This window comes from Enterobacteriaceae bacterium Kacie_13 (genome assembly GCA_013457415.1).
GTDB lineage: Bacteria > Pseudomonadota > Gammaproteobacteria > Enterobacterales > Enterobacteriaceae > Rahnella.
On sequence record CP045668.1, the window covers coordinates 20996 to 40662 of the forward strand.

The 19667-nt window shown below is 51.5% G+C and carries 24 protein-coding genes; 13 read left to right on the forward strand and 11 right to left on the reverse strand.

Annotated features, from left to right (window positions below):
* Positions 1-198: 198 nt before the first annotated feature.
* From GE278_23990 to tnpA, 7 genes are all read right to left on the reverse strand, one after another.
* Positions 199-840: a serine recombinase gene (locus tag GE278_23990; protein ID QLK63858.1), complete on the reverse strand. Its 642-nt coding sequence runs from the start codon at positions 838-840 to the stop codon at positions 199-201.
* Positions 841-1245: 405 nt separating this feature from the next.
* On the reverse strand, positions 1246-1845 hold the full coding sequence (locus GE278_23995) for a hypothetical protein (protein QLK63859.1): 600 nt from the start codon (positions 1843-1845) through the stop codon (positions 1246-1248).
* A 337-nt stretch (positions 1846-2182) separates the two neighbouring features.
* Entirely contained in the window at positions 2183-2779 is a 597-nt protein-coding gene (locus GE278_24000; GenBank protein QLK63860.1) for a DUF2913 family protein, read from the reverse strand.
* Positions 2780-2934: 155 nt separating this feature from the next.
* On the reverse strand, positions 2935-3885 hold the full coding sequence (locus GE278_24005; GenBank protein ID QLK63861.1) for an Rpn family recombination-promoting nuclease/putative transposase: 951 nt from the start codon (positions 3883-3885) through the stop codon (positions 2935-2937).
* Positions 3886-4309: 424 nt separating this feature from the next.
* Positions 4310-5191, reverse strand: a complete 882-nt coding sequence (locus GE278_24010) for a RepB family plasmid replication initiator protein (GenBank protein ID QLK63862.1) — start codon at positions 5189-5191, stop codon at positions 4310-4312.
* A 327-nt stretch (positions 5192-5518) separates the two neighbouring features.
* Complete coding sequence (locus GE278_24015) at positions 5519-5887, reverse strand: hypothetical protein (GenBank protein QLK63863.1); 369 nt, start codon at positions 5885-5887, stop codon at positions 5519-5521.
* A gap of 66 nt (positions 5888-5953) precedes the next feature.
* A complete protein-coding gene (tnpA, locus tag GE278_24020; protein ID QLK63864.1) occupies positions 5954-6370 on the reverse strand; it encodes an IS200/IS605 family transposase in 417 nt (138 codons plus the stop codon).
* Positions 6371-6393: 23 nt separating this feature from the next.
* Here tnpA and GE278_24025 point away from each other — a divergent pair, with 23 nt between their 5' ends.
* Positions 6394-7602: an IS200/IS605 family element transposase accessory protein TnpB gene (locus tag GE278_24025; protein QLK63917.1), complete on the forward strand. Its 1209-nt coding sequence runs from the start codon at positions 6394-6396 to the stop codon at positions 7600-7602.
* A gap of 182 nt (positions 7603-7784) precedes the next feature.
* Here GE278_24025 and GE278_24030 read toward each other — a convergent pair whose 3' ends face one another.
* The 4 genes from GE278_24030 to umuD all read right to left on the reverse strand — a co-directional run bounded on the left by GE278_24030 (position 7785) and on the right by umuD (position 11010).
* Positions 7785-8054: a ribbon-helix-helix protein, CopG family gene (locus GE278_24030; GenBank protein QLK63865.1), complete on the reverse strand. Its 270-nt coding sequence runs from the start codon at positions 8052-8054 to the stop codon at positions 7785-7787.
* Between the two features lie 30 nt (positions 8055-8084).
* Positions 8085-8735 carry an AAA family ATPase gene (locus GE278_24035; protein QLK63866.1) on the reverse strand — a complete coding sequence of 217 codons (651 nt, stop codon included), beginning with the start codon at positions 8733-8735 and terminating at the stop codon, positions 8085-8087.
* 589 nt (positions 8736-9324) lie between these two features.
* On the reverse strand, positions 9325-10584 hold the full coding sequence (gene umuC / locus GE278_24040; GenBank protein QLK63867.1) for a translesion error-prone DNA polymerase V subunit UmuC: 1260 nt from the start codon (positions 10582-10584) through the stop codon (positions 9325-9327).
* 6 nt (positions 10585-10590) lie between these two features.
* A complete protein-coding gene (gene umuD, locus GE278_24045; protein QLK63868.1) occupies positions 10591-11010 on the reverse strand; it encodes a translesion error-prone DNA polymerase V autoproteolytic subunit in 420 nt (139 codons plus the stop codon).
* Between the two features lie 696 nt (positions 11011-11706).
* Here umuD and ssb point away from each other — a divergent pair.
* The 12 genes from ssb (at position 11707) to GE278_24105 (ending at position 19639) form a co-directional block, all read left to right on the forward strand.
* Positions 11707-12258 carry a single-stranded DNA-binding protein gene (gene ssb, locus GE278_24050; GenBank protein ID QLK63869.1) on the forward strand — a complete coding sequence of 184 codons (552 nt, stop codon included), beginning with the start codon at positions 11707-11709 and terminating at the stop codon, positions 12256-12258.
* Between the two features lie 59 nt (positions 12259-12317).
* The gene (locus GE278_24055) at positions 12318-12548 is read left to right on the forward strand and encodes a DUF905 domain-containing protein (GenBank protein ID QLK63870.1); all 231 of its coding nucleotides are present in this window, start codon (positions 12318-12320) and stop codon (positions 12546-12548) included.
* 6 nt (positions 12549-12554) lie between these two features.
* Complete coding sequence (locus GE278_24060) at positions 12555-14705, forward strand: ParC (protein ID QLK63871.1); 2151 nt, start codon at positions 12555-12557, stop codon at positions 14703-14705.
* A 38-nt stretch (positions 14706-14743) separates the two neighbouring features.
* Positions 14744-15190, forward strand: coding sequence for a conjugation system SOS inhibitor PsiB (gene psiB / locus GE278_24065; GenBank protein QLK63872.1), 447 nt, complete (start codon positions 14744-14746; stop codon positions 15188-15190).
* On the forward strand, positions 15187-15903 hold the full coding sequence (locus tag GE278_24070) for a plasmid SOS inhibition protein A (protein ID QLK63873.1): 717 nt from the start codon (positions 15187-15189) through the stop codon (positions 15901-15903). Before psiB ends, GE278_24070 begins: the two co-directional genes overlap by 4 nt.
* 3 nt (positions 15904-15906) lie before the next feature.
* Positions 15907-16221, forward strand: a complete 315-nt coding sequence (locus tag GE278_24075) for a theronine dehydrogenase (protein QLK63874.1) — start codon at positions 15907-15909, stop codon at positions 16219-16221.
* 413 nt (positions 16222-16634) lie between these two features.
* Positions 16635-17318 (forward strand): DNA methylase, encoded by a 684-nt coding sequence (locus GE278_24080; GenBank protein QLK63918.1) that lies wholly within the window; start codon positions 16635-16637, stop codon positions 17316-17318.
* Positions 17315-17539 carry a hypothetical protein gene (locus GE278_24085; protein ID QLK63875.1) on the forward strand — a complete coding sequence of 75 codons (225 nt, stop codon included), beginning with the start codon at positions 17315-17317 and terminating at the stop codon, positions 17537-17539. Before GE278_24080 ends, GE278_24085 begins: the two co-directional genes overlap by 4 nt.
* A 758-nt stretch (positions 17540-18297) precedes the next feature.
* Complete coding sequence (locus GE278_24090) at positions 18298-18600, forward strand: hypothetical protein (protein ID QLK63876.1); 303 nt, start codon at positions 18298-18300, stop codon at positions 18598-18600.
* A 69-nt stretch (positions 18601-18669) separates the two neighbouring features.
* Complete coding sequence (locus GE278_24095) at positions 18670-18897, forward strand: hypothetical protein (protein QLK63877.1); 228 nt, start codon at positions 18670-18672, stop codon at positions 18895-18897.
* A gap of 61 nt (positions 18898-18958) precedes the next feature.
* The gene (locus GE278_24100) at positions 18959-19306 is read left to right on the forward strand and encodes a hypothetical protein (protein QLK63919.1); all 348 of its coding nucleotides are present in this window, start codon (positions 18959-18961) and stop codon (positions 19304-19306) included.
* An 87-nt stretch (positions 19307-19393) separates the two neighbouring features.
* Positions 19394-19639, forward strand: coding sequence for a hypothetical protein (locus GE278_24105; GenBank protein ID QLK63878.1), 246 nt, complete (start codon positions 19394-19396; stop codon positions 19637-19639).
* Positions 19640-19667: the final 28 nt, after the last annotated feature.

The following is a 19667-nucleotide window of genomic DNA, read 5'->3' on the forward strand; positions in this document are numbered from 1 at the left end:
TTGACGTCAAAGGGAGGATTTTTCCGGCTGCTGCGGTATAATTCTCGCTGTATCAGGGGCTTGCATACCGTCTGATGCGGTAAAGCGGCGGGAACGGGGGCGTTGCCGACCGCTTTCACCCTCCCCCGCGCGTTGGGCTTTCTCCCGTATAGCGGAAAACTCCCCAAAACGACCGATCAACTTTTTGGTATTTATTTTTTATCGGCTATCACAACCATTCTCGATGAGCCTACTCTTCACTATACGTATAACTGTTCTTTCTGAAACCCCGCATAGTCTGGCCGTATCTCGGATGCTTTGCTTATTTTTAACTCTGAGTTCAAGGATCTTATCGTGCAACTCAAGGTCAGCCTGGCGTCCGCGAAATTTTCCTGCCGCTTTCGCTTTAGTGATCCCCTCTTCCTGACGCCGGCGTCTGTCCTGATAGTCCTTTCTGGCAATAGCTGCCAACATATCAAGCATCATGCCGTTGATGGCTTTCAGCATCGCTCGGGTAAATTCATCCCCTGCTCCGGCGGCCAGAGCCATGTGACTGGTTGGAAGATCCAGACTAACGACGACCAGATTTTTATCCTGAATAAGTTGCTTCAGTTTTTGCCAACCTTCTTCATCCAATCTTGATAGTCGATCAACCTGTTCGATGAGAATAATGTCACCCGGAGCGGCATCATCAAGTAGGCGCAAAAGTTCGGGACGCTGAAGCGAAGCCCCTGAGACATTTTCGGTATACCAGCTCGCCAGCCGAAAACCTTTCTCCTCAACGAACGTCTTCATTCTTTTTTTTGCCCGAAGAGCATCCTGTTCTTTTGTTGATGCCCGGAGATATCCATGAATGTACATTTTTTACCCTTTAATGCCACTTAGGTGATGATCATAATGTACATGACAGATAGGTAATGATCCAAGGCAGAAATGAGTCATATTTTGGTGATGACATTGGGGTATACTTAAATATCACTATTAATTTAAATAGTTTAGCTTGGTAACATAAGCTTGCTTATTATGTGGTGATGATTGGAATTGCTGGGAAAACTGTATCCTACGTTGGGAATATTTTTGGTCAGTTGGAGTGGACGGGCAGCTTTGTGCCAGGAGCGGACGTTACTGACATCACAATGTGTTAATCAACCGGGAACAGGTCAGAACTGCTCCCTCATTTTGGTCATAGGTAAAAGTCGGCCAATGTGAGCAAGCTGTTAACTTGACTAGCCTGAATGCATAAGAACTGCTCCTGTCCTTGAGATTTTATTCTGCGACAGAAAAGTCGGAATCTTTACATGTATTAGATTGCAGACATTTATTTACTGGTACCTGAGGTCCCTGAGGTTCAATCGCATCGAGCCGGTAGATTGTTACTATGCCTGCATTGTAGCTGCCCGGCACGCCGGAAAAAGCCACTTTGTCTCCGTCACTAAGTCTACCCTCGTATACCTTGACGCCTTGGCCATTCTGAGGTGAAAGAGTTATGGAAATCCGACCAGAGGGTCTGCAAGCGATATGCATTATTACGTTCGTTTTATTTCTATACCCGTTAGCCGACTCTTCAAAAGGGCGTACAATGTTATGTCCATTTGATGCCAAGCATAGGGAACCAGGTATCGTTGCTGATAATCCTTCCGCAGATGCTTCTCCAGCATCAGCAGAAGGTAAATAAAAGGTGAGATTGATGCCAATAAGCGCGCTGCTCGGGATAGGGAATAACCGATCCTCTAAGAAATTTCTTGCTGACACCAGTACTGGTTCAAAATTGTTCTTAATGAGATCTGAGCTTGCCTCCAGACAGGCGCCTCCGACTGCTAGAATGATTGCGATAAAGCCTTTTGCTATCCATTTTTTTAACGGCATTCTTTTCCTCGATCTGTGAAACTCAATGTTCCTCCCGTGAGATTGTGGACCGTAAGCTCGCTGAGTTCAAAAACTAGCGCTCTATTTAGAAACTTCGTTTCGAAACTTAATAATAGTTTTAAGCAACAACACTCTAAATTTATTTTACGCTATTCATTTATACACCACTCTCGTTCCCTATTGATTAACATGCGCCATCAAATGCGGGAGCTATTACAAACGTCCGCTCCTCGCTCGTAGCAGTCATTGTGACCTTCTTGCCGATCTCTATTCGCAAGGGATGTTCATTCTGAAGACTTATTCCCGCGGATCCAAAATGATGGATATGCAACGCTGGTTATCCCTGAAGAAAAAACTCAGAACAGCCTGCGTAGTCGGATTCCGGGTGAAAGCAGAGATTGCATTGCTCCATCAAGGCATATACTCCAGAGATATCACCGGTGAAGCGGATCGGCATCGGTTTTATCAGCGCGCCGGTATCATCGAATGACGGATGCAGCAGGGCTTTTGGCGTATAGACGGCACTGGTTGTTTCAGAGTACTTCCATCCGTTCTCCCAGTCTTTTGGCGGGACCAGAAAATCCAGCCATCCCATCGTCTTAAGGGTTTCGATAAAATAGGTAAAGCGAAAAAGTACGCTCTGGGTAGCGAGTTCACCCACGCTGGAGCGGTAGATATAATCAATTTTGTTCAGCAGGTTTGCAGAGAAGCCATATTTTTTGCCCTGAGCCAACAACCAGGCTATATCCTGTGCGACGTTTTTGGGCAGCAGACGCCTTTTCTGTGCGGTCGTCAGCCACTGCATGATAAAAAGGTGTTGTTGCAGCGGGGGCTGTGCTTTCCCTTCCTGCTGCGCGAGGCGTACAGCGACAAGCGCACACCAGGCTAAGTGGGACAATTCGGATGTGGGGCGGGTTTCGTAAGCGGCGGTCACAGGGCAATCTCATGGTCGGATGTGGCAGGCTGTCAACAACGGGTTAAAAGTGATCCACTTTTGCACCGTTGGTAACAGCAGGCGTAATAACTGCAGCTCATGAGTGCGTAATTGAAATCAAAGAGAGGCCGGGTCAGGCCCAACCTCAAATTATATTAATGGCGGATATTCGCGAGTTCAGTTTCGCTCAGACCGGTCATTTGCATGACCATCGCGCGATCGAGGCCGCTGGCCAACATCGTGCGGGCAATTTTCAAAGCAGCTTCGCGTTCGCCTTCTTCACGCCCTTCAATACGGCCTTTTTGCTCACCTAATTGCAGACCTTTCTGAATTCCGCGTTGTTCACCCTCAAGGCGTAATTGCTCAGCAATTGTCATAAGAGCCTCCTCATGTTGTGGCACACGTGATGCCAACGTATTAATCAGGGTTGCCGGGTCACGGGACTCACCGGCCTGAAGCATATAGTTTATCACAGATACTAGCTGTTCCTGCGTGGTGTTTCCACCAAGCAGCAAGGTAGTCAGCTGGTCCAACAGTTCTGTCAGGTCGCGCTGGCGAATGTGTTTTTGCAGTAACTCAAGTATGGCCATTCGGCGATGCTGCATAATTTCATCATCCGGGATGATCGTGATATCAACCAGCGGGAAATTCTCACTATATAGAGTTCGTGCATATTCTGGCGTTTCAAACTCATCCAGCCAGCTCATCGAATACGGGTAAGGGCTGACTTTGCCCTGGTAAAAGAGAACGGGTATCACCAAAGGTAGCGTTTTATGACCGGCATCGAGATGACGTTGCATTGCCGCTATGGCGTATCTCATAAGGCGGAACGCCATGTGTTTATCTGGCGAGCTTTGATGTTCGATGAGGCAATACACATATCCGTCACCATTTCCCGCCTTTAAGGAATACAGCACGTCGGAATAATAGGGCCGGAGGTCGTCTTCGATGAAAGAACCCGACGCCAGCTGCAACGTATTCAGATCACAAAGTTTGCGCAACGCCGTTGGCAGATGAATATCCAGGAAGTCGCGGGCAGTTTCGGGGTGGGTTAAAAACTGCTTGAACACCGCGTCATGTAATGTGGGGGTCGTATTCTTCTTCATGGCCACTCCTGCCGACAATTTCCTATGGCGATTTTACCACAGGCTCCTTCCTGGCAATATTTAATCCAAGCAAACTTCCCATTCAGCCGACTATTCGCCGTGATAATGTTCTCTGAATAGCTTGAGGTGCCAATTAAAATGGAGCATTCCAACATCAATGAAATATCATTTTAATATTAATTCAATTGCATTTTTACATCTGTAACAGATAGCGGTTACTTTCATAATGAAGGTGGTCACTTTCATAACACCTGGTAAAAGGGATGCTGGTTTCATAATCAGCCCCTTTAATTTGTACAAAATTCACACATAAATAGAAAAATGCGAAGAAAGTCTCAATGAGACTTATGAAAGTAACCGCTTAGTTCAAGGTTTTTATGAAAGCAACCGCCTTTCACGCAAATATTTATGAAAGTGACCGCTTTTAAGAAGTGGCTAATCCAAGCTTTGGTGAACGGGTATGGATTATGAACATGATCTCCCTCCCCTTTTTGGTCTCTGTGTAGTCTATATAGCCGATTTTCTTCAAATCAGTCATTGCTCGGCGGATCGTAGCGTTCTGGTCTTTTACCTGTGATTCCATCGCAAGACGCTCCCTAAGGCGTTTCATTGAAACAAACAACGTAGATGGTGGCATACTCTCAAAGTACACATATAGGGACTGGGCGGCTTCTTTACGGGATAACTCAGAAAGGGCTTTTAACCCAAGCAAAACCTTGTGGTCGTATCTGTAAAGCTCCCAAAGACTTGGGTCGCCGACAATTTCAACCAAATCGGCGTCCATATCTAATACCGCACGTTGAACCAGATGCGTCACCAGTGAGCGTTTGCCGTCTTTGCTGCGAAATGCCAGCGTCACACTTGATAAATTGAACAGAGAGTCGCTGAGGCGCGTTCTGGCCCGTCCGTTGATATCTGTAGGCTTCAAACCACACATACGTGCAAACTCAGAGAACGGTAAGGTGATCTTTTCACTGGAATAACCGTATTTTGAAAAGGCAGAGATGATCCCTATCCACGTTTTGAAATCAGTAGACATACCAAGCTTTGCGCCCTGAATCTTGATATTTGTATACCCTTCCTGCCTGGCGACTTCTAAGCTGGAAAGTTCTTCTGACGCATCAATCAGGAATTCCCGCTTCCCCTTTTCCTTAGGTGAAACAGGGGTAAACACGCTCAATCTGAGCAGTGCGACGGGCTGGACGGTTTTGCTGCTGTTCGGGATCAGTTCATAAGCTGTGCCCGAATCTTTCTTGATGATCGCGAATGGGCTTTCTGGTGGATTGATTTCATTAGATTTTTCCATTTATCCACACCGTATTTGTAATTTAAGAACTATTTATGAAAGTAACCGCCTAAAGATTATGAAAATAACCGCCTTTATTATGAAAGTAAACGCTAAATTTATGAAAGTAACCGCCTTTTTTATGAAAGTGACCGCTCAAAGTTCCAATTTAACTATTTTTTTCAATAGCATACGAGGGTGGTGATCTGTTTTTCTTTAATATGATCTAATTATGATCTTAAGAATTGTAATATCAGGGTTATATGTGGATAACTTATTGATACTGAAGACGCTGACAAGACCCAGTCTTCATGGCTGATTACGTTATTGGGATCTTCTCCCATTGAATCACCATCTTTCGTTGCTGTAACGTCCAAAATTCTCACTGTTGGCGTAGCAGAAACCGTCGATATCAGGAAACAGAGTTAACTGGCGTACATCAAAACTATCTTCGAGGACCCTTAAACAGACGCTCTTCATCTCAGGTGTAAGGCCTATCGCCAGAAATGAATCCTTTTCTTTTTGAAACGCTAAACTACTGACTGGATCATCACAAACTCTGCTGTACAAAAATTCTGCACTTTGAGCAGCAATTCTTTTTGTTACTACGGGTGGCTGCCAGACAACAGGATATGAACCGGTATCAAGACCCTCACAGTCCCCTGCCCCAAAAATTTCGTTGTATCCCCTTTCTTCAGGACGGCCCTCAAAACCCAAAATATTACCCAGTGTGCCGTAAAGCCCCGTCCTTCAGGGCGGGGATATAAGGGCACGGTTTTCTACCTAACTTGGTGTTTGCTGTTGCTCAATGTATTGCCGGATGATGGATATTGGCGCACCGCCGCAACTACTGGCAAAGTAGCTCGGAGTCCACAGAACGCCTTTGTAGTAGTACCGTGTGGCAATGTCTGGGCGATCACGACGAAGCAATCGACTGGACACCCCTTTAAGACTGTTAACCAAACTGGATACCGCTAATTTTGGTGGGTAGTTGACCAACAAATGAACGTGATCACCTTCTCCGTCCATCTCAACCAGTTCAACATCAAAATCAGCGCATACACTGGCAAAGTAGCTGCGTAACTTCTCGATAGCATCCTGATCAAATACTCGGCGTCGATACTTGGTAACGAAGACCAAGTGAACATGCATCAGGAATGTGCAATGCCTTCCTCGACGAATATCAATTTCTTTTGTCATAGGCCAAGAGTATCATTATGGATATGAAGCGACTACAAGCCTTTAAATTCCAGCTAAGACCAAATGGTCAGCAAGAGCGTGATATGCGGCGCTTCGCTGGGGCTTGTCGCTTTGTATTTAATCGCTCACTTGCGTTTCAGAATGAAAATCATGAGGCTGGTAATAAATACCTTTCCTATGCACAAATGACAGCATGGCTGGTTGAGTGGAAAAAAGAACCTGAAACTCAATGGTTGAAAGAAGCACCATCTCAGCCTTTGCAGCAGGCGTTAAAAGACCTTGAGCGCGGCTATAAAAACTTCTTTCAGAAACGGGCATCATTCCCTCGATTTAAAAAACGCGGTCAAAGTGATGCATTCCGCTATCCGCAGGGCGTGAAACTGGATCAGGACAATAGTCGCATATCATTGCCAAAATTGGGCTGGATCAGCTACCGCAATAGTCGTCAGGTTGTAGGTGAGGTGAAAAATGTCACCGTCAGCCAGTCATGCGGTAAGTGGTACATCAGCATCCAGACGGAATACGAAGTCTCTGAACTGGCTCATATCTCAACATCGATGGTAGGGCTTGATGCGGGCGTAGCGAAGCTCGCTACGCTATCAGATGGCACGGTGTTTGAGCCTGTAAATAGCTTTAAATCCAACCAGAGAAAACTCGCCAGACTCCAGCGTGAAATGAGCCGCAAGGTGAAGTTCAGCAACAACTGGAAGAAGGCGAAACGGAAAGTACAAAACCTGCATTCTCGTATCGGTAATATCCGCCGCGACTACCTTCATAAAGTCAGCACAACAATCAGCAAAAATCACGCGATGATCGTCATTGAAGATTTGAAGGTTGCCAACATGTCAAAGTCAGCTTCGGGTACGGTAGGCCAGCCCGGTCGCAACGTCCGGGCAAAAACCGGCTTAAACCGTTCGATATTAGATCAGGGCTGGCACGAGCTTCGCCGACAGCTTGAGTACAAGCAGCTCTGGCGGGGTGGTCAGGTGTTGTTGATAAACCCAGCCTATACGAGTCAAAAATGTGCTTGCTGTGGTCATACAGCGAAAGAGAACCGGCAGACACAAAGCGAGTTCAAGTGTCTGGAATGTGGATATAGCGCGAACGCCGATATCAATGGCGCACGTAATATTTTAGCGGCGGGGCACGCCGCGCTAGCCTGTGGAGAGATGGCAGTTTTAGGTCGCTCGATGAATCAGGAACCCACCGAGGCGAGTCGGACTTCGGTCTGAACGCTGTAGGAATCCTCGCCCTTTAGGGCGGGGAGGATGTCAAGAGGTATGTATATTTCACCAAACAACGCTGACTGAGTTTTATTCACTTGATTAACCATTATTACAACTCTAAAAAACCATCAATTCAATATCAAAATGACAGTATTTTCATGTTAAAAGAGATGAAGTTGAATCAGGCTCTAATCTTTCTTCCCACCTATCATTGCGCCTTCATTTAGTACATGTCTGATACCGATGTTGATCAGCGCCGCGCGAGAAAGGCCCAGGTCTTCTGCTTTTTGGTCTAACTGCTCAAGGATGTCTGGGGTAATAGTTAACGTGATTTGTTGTTTTTTTCCTTTTATGACCCCTTTCTTTTTCGCTGACTGGCCATCTGGAGCACCTTCGATGAAAGCATCCAGTTTTGCGTTAGCTTCATCTGTTTTTCTTGGAGGCTTGGTAATTGCCATTTCATATCACCTTAATATTAATATGATGTTTTATTGATTGTTAAACAGAATGTTTATGAGGGTAGTTAGTTCCAGATTCGCTTTAGCATCTTGTGGCTTATATTCAAAGACGCACTGGCCAGAACCCGCAGCATTGGAAAATGCTTTACGACCGACGATATGGTCAGGGATAAACTCAAGTTCTGGGTAATCGGTAAAGATAGCCGCGGCTTCTCTGTTATCTATTGAGTTACGATTTGCATCGGCAACGTTAATGACTGAGTAAGCTTTCAACCCGTCACGCACACTACGTGCTTCTGTAATAAGGTCTGAGATGTCCTGCAAAGCCCATACATCAAAACTGCCTGGGCGGTAAGGAACCAACAGAACATCCGTTAAAACGAGTGCTGCACGCAATGCGGTTGAGTCCCTGCCGCCGGCATCAATGATGACATCATCATATTTTGCTTTTTGCTGCATCAGCTGCGAGCGCAGGATTGGACCATCTGCGTAAGCTGAGCATGCGATACCCGGTTGGATTTCATTTTGTGCTCTTATGCTGATTGCAGTCTGTGCGGTCTCCTGACGGTCAGCATCGATAAGTAAAACGTCCCGGCCTTGCATGGCCCTGGCGGCTGCTATATTTACAGCAAGTGTTGTCTTACCCACTCCGCCTTTAGTATTCCCTACTGTAAGAATCATGTTTTTTAACCTCATTTTAATATTAAAATGCTATGTTTATGATGTGCATATAGTAGCAAGAAATCATAACTGCTTACCAGCATTTTTGCCATTCACGTTATGTGAAATGATGGTTTTTTAATATTAAAATGATTGTTATATGATTTGGTATTGCTCGTGTTGCGATAGGAATATAAGTGTGCTGAAAACCTCTTGGCCTGAATCCCCGCGAAGGTTAAACGCTTTGGGTCAAAGAGGCTTGCGTGCTGTAACCTCATATTGCGGAGCGGGGGAATCTCATTCCTCCGGAGGGTGCTATTGTGTCGTTGAGTAACGTGTCAATGTGAGCTTTTCTTCGTCAGCCCTAAAAATGTGCCTGGTCTGAGTTTTGCTGTATGTGAGTAACGCAGCTAACAGATTAGGGCGGGTCAACCCCCTCCCCGAAAGTAACTAGGAAGGATCAAATATAAACAATGAATCATCTGGACTGGGGAAGTGAAAAAGGCAGTTTGCTGAAGAATATGATAAACACCATGCTAAGTTTTTATACTATCATAATGATTGTTTTTTCATATTAAAATGAATTGTTTTTAATTGTTTTTTGAGTTGTTTAGCGTATCGATGCTAAGGGTAAGTCCGACCATCGGGTCGTATAGGCAGGGGAGAGCATGTCGCGTTTCATCTTCCAGCCTTTATCGATGCCCTGTCCTGCAAACCACACTTTGCCCATCCCGGTCGTATTAATCCTGTCGATGGCGTGCATCAGCGCGTCGCTGTTCGGGCGCGGCGGCGATTCGTCAAACATGTCTATCTGTCCAGGCTTGTCACAGAAGTCGTTCAGCACGATCCCCGCTTTCTGATATCGGTAGCCGTCCCGCCAGATGCTGTCTAACGCTCTCATCGCTGCGGCGACAATGTCGCGGGTGTCCTGCGTGGCCAGCATCAGCGTCTGGTTGGCGTTGTTCCCGTACTGAGGCTCGTTGGCGTAGGGGCTGGTTCGTAAAAAAACGCTGACGTGTTTACAGTACTGACTTTCCTGGCGGAGCTTTTCCGATGCTCGCTCCGCATACTGACAGACGGCCTGCCGCATGTCCTGCAGCTGCGTGATGCGTTCGCCGAAGCTGCGGCTGCAGATGATTTGTTGTTTGGCGGGCAGGGCGTCTATCGAGATGCAGGCGGTGCCGTTAAGTTCCCGCACGGTGCGCTCCACCACGACCCCGAACGTCTTCTTCATCAGGTTCAGGTTGGCGTCCGCCAGCTGCAGCACCGTCTTAATCCCAATCCCGGTCAGCTTCTCAGATAATTTTCGCCCAATGCCCCACGTCTCATTCACCGGCAGCAGTGCCATCAGTTTACGCTGGCGGTCGCGATTGCTCAGGTCAACGACGCCGCCGGTGGCCGGCCAGGTTTTCGCCGCGTGATTGGCCAGCTTTGCCAGCGTAAGCGTCTGCGCAATACCGATCCCGCAGGTCAGCCCAGTGCGCTGCCGTACTGTTGCCCGGACGCGCTGGCCAAAGGCCAGAAATGACTCGCAAGCATCGATGCCAGTGACCTTCAGAAATGCCTCGTCGATTGAGTAAATCGTCAGCGCCGGGGCCATTTCTTCCAGCGTGGACATGATCCGTGCGGACATGTCGCCGTAGAGCGCATAGTTCGAACTGAAACAGGTTACCTGGTGACGTCTGATGATGTCCTTCGCCTGAAAGTAGGGGGCAAAGCGTTTAATGCCGAGCTTTTTGGCTTCTTTGTTGAGGGCCACAATCGCGCCGTCATTATTGCTGAGCACGATCACCGGCTTACCCTTCAGGTCTGGCCGGAAAAGTTGTTCCACGCTGGCGTACATCGAGTTGACGTCACAGAGCAGGTACATAGCGCGTTACCTGAAGGTGTGGATGGCGTGGATGACGACGCCGAAGATATCCAGGTCGTCCGGATTAACAAATATCGGCGAGTAGGCTGGGTTCATCGGCTGAAGGCAAAGCACCGGATGCGTGCAGAGCCGTTTTACGGTGAACTCACCGTCGACGGCGGCAATGACGATGTCGCCGTGGGAGGCCTTTTCTGCCTTATCCACGATCAGCAGGTCGCCCGACATTATCCCGGACTCGACCATCGAATCTCCTTCGGCTTTGACAAAGAAGGTCGCGGACGGGTGGCTGATGCAGAACTCGTTTAGATCCAGCGTCTTCTCAACGTAGTCCGTGGCCGGGCTGGGAAAACCGGCCTGGCAGGTGTCGGCAAACAGCGGGAGCTGCAGTCGTGAGCTGGTCAGTGGGGAAATGATTTCTGCTTTCATAGTGGCCTTGATTGTACTGTATGGGTATACAGTATTATGGTGGGGCTTTTTGGACGTTGGCAAGAAAACTCTTAGAGGTTTTGGTCAGATGCCTGTTTTGTCGGCGGAAATACTTTGACTGAAAGTTGTCCACAGAAACGGTGGACAAGTCTGTGGGTAGAGAGGGTAGGGGGCCGGGCGTCCCCTGACGGGCGGGCTGTCGTAAATAGAGCCAGCGCGCTGTCTCTCCCCTGCGGGCTATGCCCGCGGGCTTCCATCCCTGACGCAAAACCACGCTTACAGCGGCCAACGGCCGCGTCGCTTCACTGGCCTGCGGTAAAGCAGCAGGCCACTGTCGGGCAACGGCGATTCGCTGCCGCTCGTCGTCGTTGCGGTGGTATCCGCTACATCCGTTACGGGTGTCTTCTCCCGTTAAGCTCCTTTCGCCTGGGCTGACCAAAACACAGCCGCTGTCGCCCGTCCAGGGTAAATAAACGTCCCCAAAACTTTTCCTCGTACCTCCGAAAACTTTCGCGTTCGCCCCGGACGTTCGCCACCGTCGGTGTTTTTTACGCCCTCGCGGCGAAGGAACTCAACTGGAGATGTGGTAACACCCCGCCAGAAATACAGCCAGATACCACAAAACGTCAAGGTCGCGACAAAGCGAATCTAACCGAAGATATGGGCTAAAAGCCCTGAACGATAAGGAGAGTCATCATGGCAGAACGTGGAATTAACAAAGTCATCATCGTGGGTAATTTAGGTCAGGCACCTGAGCTGCGCTATATGCCGAACGGCGGCGCGGTGGCGAGCCTGACGCTGGCCACGTCCGAAAACTGGCGTGACAAAGCCACCGGCGAACAAAAAGAAAAAACCGAATGGCACCGCGTGGTCGTGTTCGGAAAGCTTGCTGAGATAGCCGGTGAATACCTGACCAAGGGCGCAAAAGTCTACATCGAAGGCCAGCTGCAGACCCGCAAATGGCAGGACGCGCAGGGTATCGACCGTTACACCACGGAAATTGCGGTCAAGGCAAACGGCACGATGCAGATGCTGGGCAGCGCACAGGGCAACCGTCAGTCGGGTGACGCAGCGGATTCACAGGCACCGGCAAATGCGCCGTCTCATTCCGGTGAGCCTGCTGTTGACCCGAAACCGGCAAACGCCGCGCGCAGCAAAAAATCCGCTAAAACGGCACCGGCACAGCAATCCGCACCGCAGGGGGGAGAATTCCCGCCGGTTGATTTTGACGATGATATCCCGTTCTGAAGATGACCTTCGACATTAACCGTCCCGTATTTGCGGGGTATCACAAGGAGTACCGAATTATGGAAAACCACGATCACGTACTGCTGCCGGACGACACATTTACCCGTAAGCAGGCTGAAGCCGTCGCCGTCGCTTACGCGAATATCGCCATCGAAGACGATCAGGGCACGCATTTTCGCCTTGTCGTTCGCATTGACGGGCAGATGGTGTGGCGGGCGTGGGATTTTGAGCCAGAAGCAGGGGCTGGTCTTAACAGATACATCATCAGATGTGGTGTGAGAAAGCAGTAAAAGGCAATGAGGTGCCGGACGTACAGGCGTCCGGCAGACAAAATCAAAACTTACGAGGAATCAATTATGTCAGTTACCGAGTCTAAAGCAGTATCTAAAGCGAGTAAATCCACCAAACGGTCTAAAAATACCGTCGTTACCGAGGTCGTCGAACAGGCGCTGGCGAATACGCCGGTCGACATGGTGCCGTTCAGCCAGCTGTCTCTGTCTCCGCTGAATGTGCGTAAAGCAGAGCCGGATGCGGCAAAATTGCAGGAACTGGCGGGCAGCATCAGAGCCGTGGGCGTGTTGCATAACCTTATCGTTCACCGCCTGCCTGATGGCCAGCTGGGTGCCGCCGCCGGTGGCCGCCGTTTCCGTGCGCTGAGTATCCTGCTGAACGAGGGGGCGATCGCACCGGATTACGCCGTGCCGGTGAAAACCGTCAGCGATGACGTGGCTGAGGTGGTTTCAGCCATCGAGAACTTCCAGCACGAAAGCATGCATCCGGCTGACCAGATTATGGCGTTCGCCCGCATCAGTGCCAGCGGCAAAACGGCAGCAGAAATCGGTGGCCTGATGGGGTACAGCACCCAACACGTCCAGAAATTCCTGCGCCTTGCAGGGATGGCTCCGGCACTGCTTGCTGAACTGGCTGAAGACAAGATTAACGTTGACCAGCTGCAGGCACTGTCTGCCTCTGAAGACCACGAACGCCAGCTGGATGTCTGGAAAAATGCCTATGGTTATTATCGCAATCCGAAAGAGCTGCGTGAGGCGGTGCTCAGGGGTGAAGTTTCTGCGGAAGGTCACCGCCTGCTGGAATTCGTCGGGCGGGATGCCTACGAACAGGCGGGGGGCGGGTTCCGCTATGACCTGTTCACAGACGAAGGGTTTATCACCGATACCGTTCTCCTCGATACCTTAACCCGCCAGAAACTCACCGAAGTCGCGGACGGCATCGCACAGGCCGAGGGCTGGAAGTGGTCAGAGGGACGGACTGAGGGCATCAGCACCTACGGCGACGACGCGCAAAAATATCTGTTACTCAACGAACCTCGCGGTGAGCTGACAGCTGAGGAAAGTGCGCGGTTTAATGCGTTGGATAAGCAGCTGGAGGCGTTATCGGAGCAGTTTGATGCCGAAGACGGTGACCACGACGCGCTGGAAAAGGCCGCTGACGCCTGTCAGACCGAAATGTCTGCCATCGAACAAAACGCTGAGAACCGCGCATGGACTGACGATGTGCGTGCTAACGGCGGGGTGGTGGCTTCCCTGCGTGGTAACGTTATCAGCGTGCGCCGTGGCGTGATGCTGCGAAGCGATATCCCTGAAGTCGAGAAAAAAGGCGGTGTGAACCACACCATTGCCAGCATCCGCACTGAAGACAGCACACCGGAAGTGCCGCAGGCGAAACCGCTGTCGGCGGTACTGGCCAAAAGCCTCTCCAGCGAAAGAACGCTGGCAGTACAGGCTGCGTTGGCAGAACAACCGCAAATGGCTCTGGTAATTTTTGTCCATGATTGCCTCAAATCCACTTTCGACCACCGGTCTTATAACCCGTCGACCCTCAAAGTAACCCTGCATGCCAAAACCGGACTGATGCTCGACAATGCGCCGACATCTGCCGACGGTCTGGCCATGCAGCACCTTACTGCGATGCACGACGCGTGGCAGAAACTGCTGCCACAGGACTGGCATAAAAGCTGGGACTGGCTGCTGACGTGGGACACCCAAGCGCTGATTAACGTAATGGGCTATTGCCTTGCCAGAACGCTCGACGGGGCATCAGAACGTCTCAGCGACAAAGATGGCAAAGCGGGTAAAGACCTCGAGCCGGTCGAAGCGCTGCTGAATTTCACTCTGCGCGACTGGTGGCAGCCGACCAAAGCCAATTTCTTCGGGCGCATCAGTAAAGAGCTGATTTCTGACAGTTTGTCACAGGCCGGTCTGGGCGGGGCGTCGCGCGATGTCCTCAAGATGAAGAAGGGCGATGCCGCCGAACGGGCTGAAGAGGACATCTCACAGACCCGCTGGGTGCCTGACTGTCTGCTGCCGGTGACTGATACGCCAGTATTGCCGGAAAGTGACGCGGTCACTGCGACTGATGCCGGAGAGCCTGAAACCGACGCAGAAGCCACCGCAAACGCCTCTGAATCTGACAACATTGCCGCCTGACAGGGAGCGCCGCTCCGTAAGGGGCGGCTGTTATTGCCATGACCAAAAATGAAATCTTAACATTTGCCAGAGTACACGCGATGACCGGCAGCGAACTGGAGCAGTACGCAGAGCGCGGCGAGACTGAGCGCTGTGACCTCAGCCGTGAGGTGGTTCGCCAGCTGCATCTGCCGGAGGGCTGGATGTGCGATATAGAGTACCGCAGTGAGTTTGGCGGCGATGCGCCGGTCAACGTCAGGCTGTCACCTTCCGCCCATCCTGCGGTGACGGTGTGTCTGTTCAGCAGCAGCGCCGACGTGCCGTTCTGGCGGCTGTGCCTGCCGTTTGATAACGGGGCGTCCGTGGCGTGGTTTTACTGCAGTGAGCAGCCCGAACCGGAGGTGATAGGCAGCCTGCTGGCATCGGTGATGGCCTGCATTGCCGCCGGACTGACGACGCCGGAGCAGGTGGCGGTGGCCATGAGAAATGCCGGAGGTGCAGTATGATCCCCCGTCATCTTTCATTAGTGCCGGTGAACCCGTTTCAGCTTGCCGCGCTGCAGGCCATCATCGAGGTGGAGGAACGCTGTCAGCGCGGTCAGTATCCGTATGCGGTCGCATTGCTTAAGCAGCTGCGCGGCGGTAAAGCGGGGCGCATTACCGCCAGCGACGTGAGCCGCGCTGCGGCAAATTACTCTCCGAAAGACCGTGGCGGTGCCCCCAAAGAACGCTATCTGGCCGCACTTAACACGCTGGTTGAAAGTCGTGGTGACGTTTGTCCGCTGCCGTTGTCGGGCTGTGCCGTCAGCCAGTATTTTCCTCAAACCGGCTATCGCCTGAGCGAACGTCAGCACCGCCGCTGGGATGTCAGCTACAGCCGCAGGGAAAAACAGCAGGAAAAGGAACGCCTGCAAAAGCGCAGGCGCTATCAGACTGCTGTGTTACAGGCAGAAATCGAACTGGCGTTTATCACCCCGTCAGCACTGACCGCATGGTACAAACGGCAGGAAAAACGGGGCATCTACGATGACGACCTGACGGATATGTTAGCGGCGTGGGGCGGGCGGTTTACCGGCTTGCAGGGCGAGGCATTTAACTCAGGTCAGCCGCTGTGGGCGATCCTCGATGAGCTGGGCGGTGAACTGACAGAACGTCCGGTAGCTCAGCAATGGCTCGATGCCCAGCTGTTGCCGAACAGGCTGCGCGATGACCGGAGGTGAACAATGTGGCGATATTCTCTGCGCTGGCGTTACCCGCACATTCCCTGTACCGGCGAGCCGGTTTTGGTGTCGGAGGACGTCTGCGAGGGTGCGCCGGTACCGGACAGCATACTGTCCCGTTTTATCGCCGGTGGTGATTACGCCGTCTGTCTGGATTTTCTGGCAGAACGTCCGGTTAAACGCTGGCTACCGGAGCGTAAGGCGCAGGCGCGCTTGCGAAAACTGCGACGTCGGATCCTGAAGAGTGTCCCGCTTTTTGCCGACGAGCTGATCGCCCGCGAGCTGGCATTGCGACCGGAGTACTTCAAAGGCCGGTAACCTCATCAATTGCCGTGGCGTCCTGCTGCGGCATTTTTGCTCATCTGACGTCCTTTCTCGCAGCTTGCATCGGCTAATGCCGCGCCGCTGGCACAGTTCCCGCCAGGAATGATGTCGCGTTGCTCCTCATGCGTTGTTCCTGGTCTTTCCGGTTGTATTCCATCTGCCTGTTTGTCGCAGCCTGATCTCTCAAAAAGTTAGCGCCAACCCCGTGCCCGCACTGTAGACGTGCCGCCTCTCTTCAAAGGGTTCGTAAACCCACCTTGTCACCCGGTCACCGGTATTCACGACGCATTCAGCCCGTTCATACCGGCGCTGCGGCTTCCGTGTCGGCCCTTTTTTGCTCGGCCTGTGGCACGTCTGTCGTGGGGGCACGGCGCCGGCCGGTTCCGGCTCTCTATGTGAGTAACGCTATGTCCCGATATATGCAGGGTGACTGTCAGCAGGTCATGTCCAAATTTCCATTCCGCTCGGTTGATTTCATCCTCACCGATCCGCCGTACCTTGTCGGTTTTACTGACCGTTCCGGGCGTTCCATTGCCAACGACAAGCAGGGCGACTGGTTACTTCCGGTCAGCCGCGAGATGTTCCGTGTGCTTAAAAATGACAGTCTGGCGGTCAGCTTTTACGGCTGGAACAGGGTTGACCAGTTTATGGCCGCGTGGAAAGCCGCCGGTTTTCGCGTCGTGGGCCACATCGTATTCACCAAAGCCTACTCGTCAAAATCGGCATTCGTAGGCTATCGCCATGAAAGCGCCTACGTGCTGGCCAAAGGCCGCCCGCCGCTGCCTGAAAACCCTTTACCGGACGTGATGCCGTGGGCGTATTCCGGCAACCGTTATCACCCGACAGAAAAGCCGGTTTCCGCGCTGCGGCCGCTGATTGAGTCCTTCACGCAACCCGGCGACATTGTGCTCGACCCGTTTGGTGGCAGCGGTTCTACCTGCGTCGCGGCGGCGCAGTGCGGGCGACGCTGGATTGGTATTGAACTCTTAGAGGAATACCACGCGGCGGGATTACGTCGTCTTACAGAGTTTCAGCGTGGGCGCCCTGCGGCACCGGCTTCAGTCTCACAGGAATACGGGAGCATGGCATGAGCAACTATCAGAATAATATCGACCTGCGGGTGGACGTGGCGGCGCTGGCTAATGCGACTTTTGAGTTACGCGAACAGTTCCGGGCGTTTGAGAAAAAATACTTCTGGGGTAGTGAAGAGTTGACGCAGCGCCTTGCTGGACAAGTGATCAACCAACTCAACGCGCAAATACTGGAAATCTATAAACAGATGAACGAACTCGACCACGCCTTCAAAGACTGACCGTTGCAAGCATGGCCCCGAGCGGCGGGGCTATAGCCAGAGTCCGATGTTTGCCAGGGCGAACGTCAACGGCCATTGAACAGGCGCTGCCGTGGCTACGCCACTGCGGCTGCCCGTTCATTACGATGGGTTACTTCATATTACGTGAGACATAGGTTAATGGCTTCAGTTTGTATGCCGTATATACGTTGGCTGTGTTTTCATTTTCCTGCTGTTCCTGCTGTTCCTGCTGTTCCTGCTGTTCCTGCTGTTCCTGCTGTTCCTGATGTTCCTGCTGTGGTACTGGCTTCTCTTTTGTTTCTTTCTGCTGTGCTGATTGTCCGGCAAAAAACGTTGGGACCGGGCGTCTCCCTGCGGGAACGGACTGTCGTGAACAGAGCCAGCAGGCTGTCTCTGCCCTGGCGGGCTTCCATTCCTGACGCAACTCCCGCTTGCAGCGGCCAATGGCCGCGCCGCCTGAACTGCCGGTGATGAAGCCACCGGCGCTAAGGACGCCACGCCTTGCGTCGTGTCGGGTGCGTTCATTCTCGCAGGGCTGTCTGTGTGCCATCGCTCAGCCAGCCCTTCCGCTTCGGGCTTAAACGTAGTACCGCCTGGTCATTCCCCAAGGGGTGAAATGCACTGCGCCAAAACTTTTCCTCGTTTCTCGTAAAACTTTTGTCTCCGCCCCTTGTTGCCTGCCTGCGTTGGTACTCCGTTGCCCTTGCCGCGAAAGAACTCACTGAGAGATGGATTAACCACCGAGGGGAACAACAAGAATGAACACACAAAACGTCAAGACCGCCGCTCCTGAATCTACTGAAAGATGGGGTAAGAAATACGAGTTCCTATTAGCCGAGGGTGTGAAGGGTGGCAAACCCGAAGAGTACGACGTTTACGGTTTTGAGACGCCAAAGGCATTGCAGACGTTTCGTAAAAAGTATCCCGAGCAAATGAAAATGGCATACAGCTATGCGCTCAGTTCAGGCACGACCAAGGCGGGAAGCCATATTTCTGTGTGCGACGCGGATCATTTTAAGGCGTTTAACAAGCGGGTTAAGGCGTCGGGCATTGAAATTTGAGCAACAACCGAGGGCGGGATCGTCCCCCGTTAAAGTGAATTTTATATTGGGGAGTTAAGGAAAAAAAGAATGATCTACTACATCACCGACCAGACAAAAGGAGAGCCGGATATTTTAACGCCGGTTCGACATGAAACCCTGATTATCAGAACGCTCGACGGGGCTGAAATATTCAGGCAGCAGGCACCACAGGACGGCTGGACGCATGACCAGTTAATCACTGTTCAGCCGGATGATAACGGGGAAGGCTCAGATGCCTATTTAGGTGCTTCGTGGGTTGGTTCAACAGAAGTTTAGTACGAATTGCGGGATCCTCCCGCCATGAAAATCAAGGAGAAACACCATGTACACGCCAGAAATGACAGACACCGGCTACCACAATCCCGATCGCTTCCAGTGGAACGCGGCGGCAGAGGCGGCCTACTGGCAGCAGTGCGAAAAAATAGCCTACACCGATGTGTCAGAAATCACCCTGACGGCATTTATGGATGCGATCGCGCTGATGTACCCAAACGACTGGCAGGGCGACGCGCAGTGCGAATCGTTCAAGCTGGCTGAGATGGTAAGCGGCGACGTGACGGATATTTACGCCAAAATCGGGGATCGCTATTTCACGTTCCGCGACAAGGCAACCATGACCCACACGGCGATTGTTAACCGCATTACTAAGGAGGTGCTAAGCAAGGAAACCACGTACCAGAAATGAAAAAAGCAGACTTTCGTCTGCTCATTCGTGCCGGTTTACCCCTGAGAAAGTTAGACCGGCTTTCAATACTCGATTGGAGTTAAAACTATGAATACTGAAGCACAGATAATTGCATCCCCATTGCCGTTTGTAAAGCCTGAGGCGGCAAAAAAACACCTGCGCATAGTGCGGGAACCTCTGAAAAGTCAGGACATCACAGCGTCGCTCAAGGCGTTGGGGCGTCACATCGCCAAATGCCAGCGCAAGCGCCAGTCCGTCCGAGTTCCAGCTATGCGGGGCAGCGAACTGGGGCAGGTCCTACGCACGCTGGAACTGAAACGGGCTTACGCCTGATGACCTTGCCGCCCTGCGGGGCGGCAAT

Bases quoted from the DNA above. Each gene is read 5' to 3' on its own strand.
- GE278_23990 (QLK63858.1), bottom strand. From the start codon at position 840: ATGTACATTCATGGATATCTCCGGGCATCAACAAAAGAACAGGATGCT.
- GE278_23995 (QLK63859.1), bottom strand. From the start codon at position 1,845: ATGCCGTTAAAAAAATGGATAGCAAAAGGCTTTATCGCAATCATTCTA.
- GE278_24005 (QLK63861.1), bottom strand. From the start codon at position 3,885: ATGAAGAAGAATACGACCCCCACATTACATGACGCGGTGTTCAAGCAG.
- GE278_24010 (QLK63862.1), bottom strand. From the start codon at position 5,191: ATGGAAAAATCTAATGAAATCAATCCACCAGAAAGCCCATTCGCGATC.
- tnpA (QLK63864.1), bottom strand. From the start codon at position 6,370: ATGACAAAAGAAATTGATATTCGTCGAGGAAGGCATTGCACATTCCTG.
- GE278_24025 (QLK63917.1), top strand. From the start codon at position 6,394: ATGAAGCGACTACAAGCCTTTAAATTCCAGCTAAGACCAAATGGTCAG.
- GE278_24030 (QLK63865.1), bottom strand. From the start codon at position 8,054: ATGGCAATTACCAAGCCTCCAAGAAAAACAGATGAAGCTAACGCAAAA.
- GE278_24035 (QLK63866.1), bottom strand. From the start codon at position 8,735: ATGATTCTTACAGTAGGGAATACTAAAGGCGGAGTGGGTAAGACAACA.
- umuC (QLK63867.1), bottom strand. From the start codon at position 10,584: ATGTACCTGCTCTGTGACGTCAACTCGATGTACGCCAGCGTGGAACAA.
- umuD (QLK63868.1), bottom strand. From the start codon at position 11,010: ATGAAAGCAGAAATCATTTCCCCACTGACCAGCTCACGACTGCAGCTC.
- ssb (QLK63869.1), top strand. From the start codon at position 11,707: ATGGCAGAACGTGGAATTAACAAAGTCATCATCGTGGGTAATTTAGGT.
- GE278_24055 (QLK63870.1), top strand. From the start codon at position 12,318: ATGGAAAACCACGATCACGTACTGCTGCCGGACGACACATTTACCCGT.
- GE278_24060 (QLK63871.1), top strand. From the start codon at position 12,555: ATGAGGTGCCGGACGTACAGGCGTCCGGCAGACAAAATCAAAACTTAC.
- psiB (QLK63872.1), top strand. From the start codon at position 14,744: ATGACCAAAAATGAAATCTTAACATTTGCCAGAGTACACGCGATGACC.
- GE278_24070 (QLK63873.1), top strand. From the start codon at position 15,187: ATGATCCCCCGTCATCTTTCATTAGTGCCGGTGAACCCGTTTCAGCTT.
- GE278_24075 (QLK63874.1), top strand. From the start codon at position 15,907: ATGTGGCGATATTCTCTGCGCTGGCGTTACCCGCACATTCCCTGTACC.
- GE278_24080 (QLK63918.1), top strand. From the start codon at position 16,635: ATGTCCCGATATATGCAGGGTGACTGTCAGCAGGTCATGTCCAAATTT.
- GE278_24085 (QLK63875.1), top strand. From the start codon at position 17,315: ATGAGCAACTATCAGAATAATATCGACCTGCGGGTGGACGTGGCGGCG.
- GE278_24090 (QLK63876.1), top strand. From the start codon at position 18,298: ATGAACACACAAAACGTCAAGACCGCCGCTCCTGAATCTACTGAAAGA.
- GE278_24095 (QLK63877.1), top strand. From the start codon at position 18,670: ATGATCTACTACATCACCGACCAGACAAAAGGAGAGCCGGATATTTTA.
- GE278_24100 (QLK63919.1), top strand. From the start codon at position 18,959: ATGACAGACACCGGCTACCACAATCCCGATCGCTTCCAGTGGAACGCG.
- GE278_24105 (QLK63878.1), top strand. From the start codon at position 19,394: ATGAATACTGAAGCACAGATAATTGCATCCCCATTGCCGTTTGTAAAG.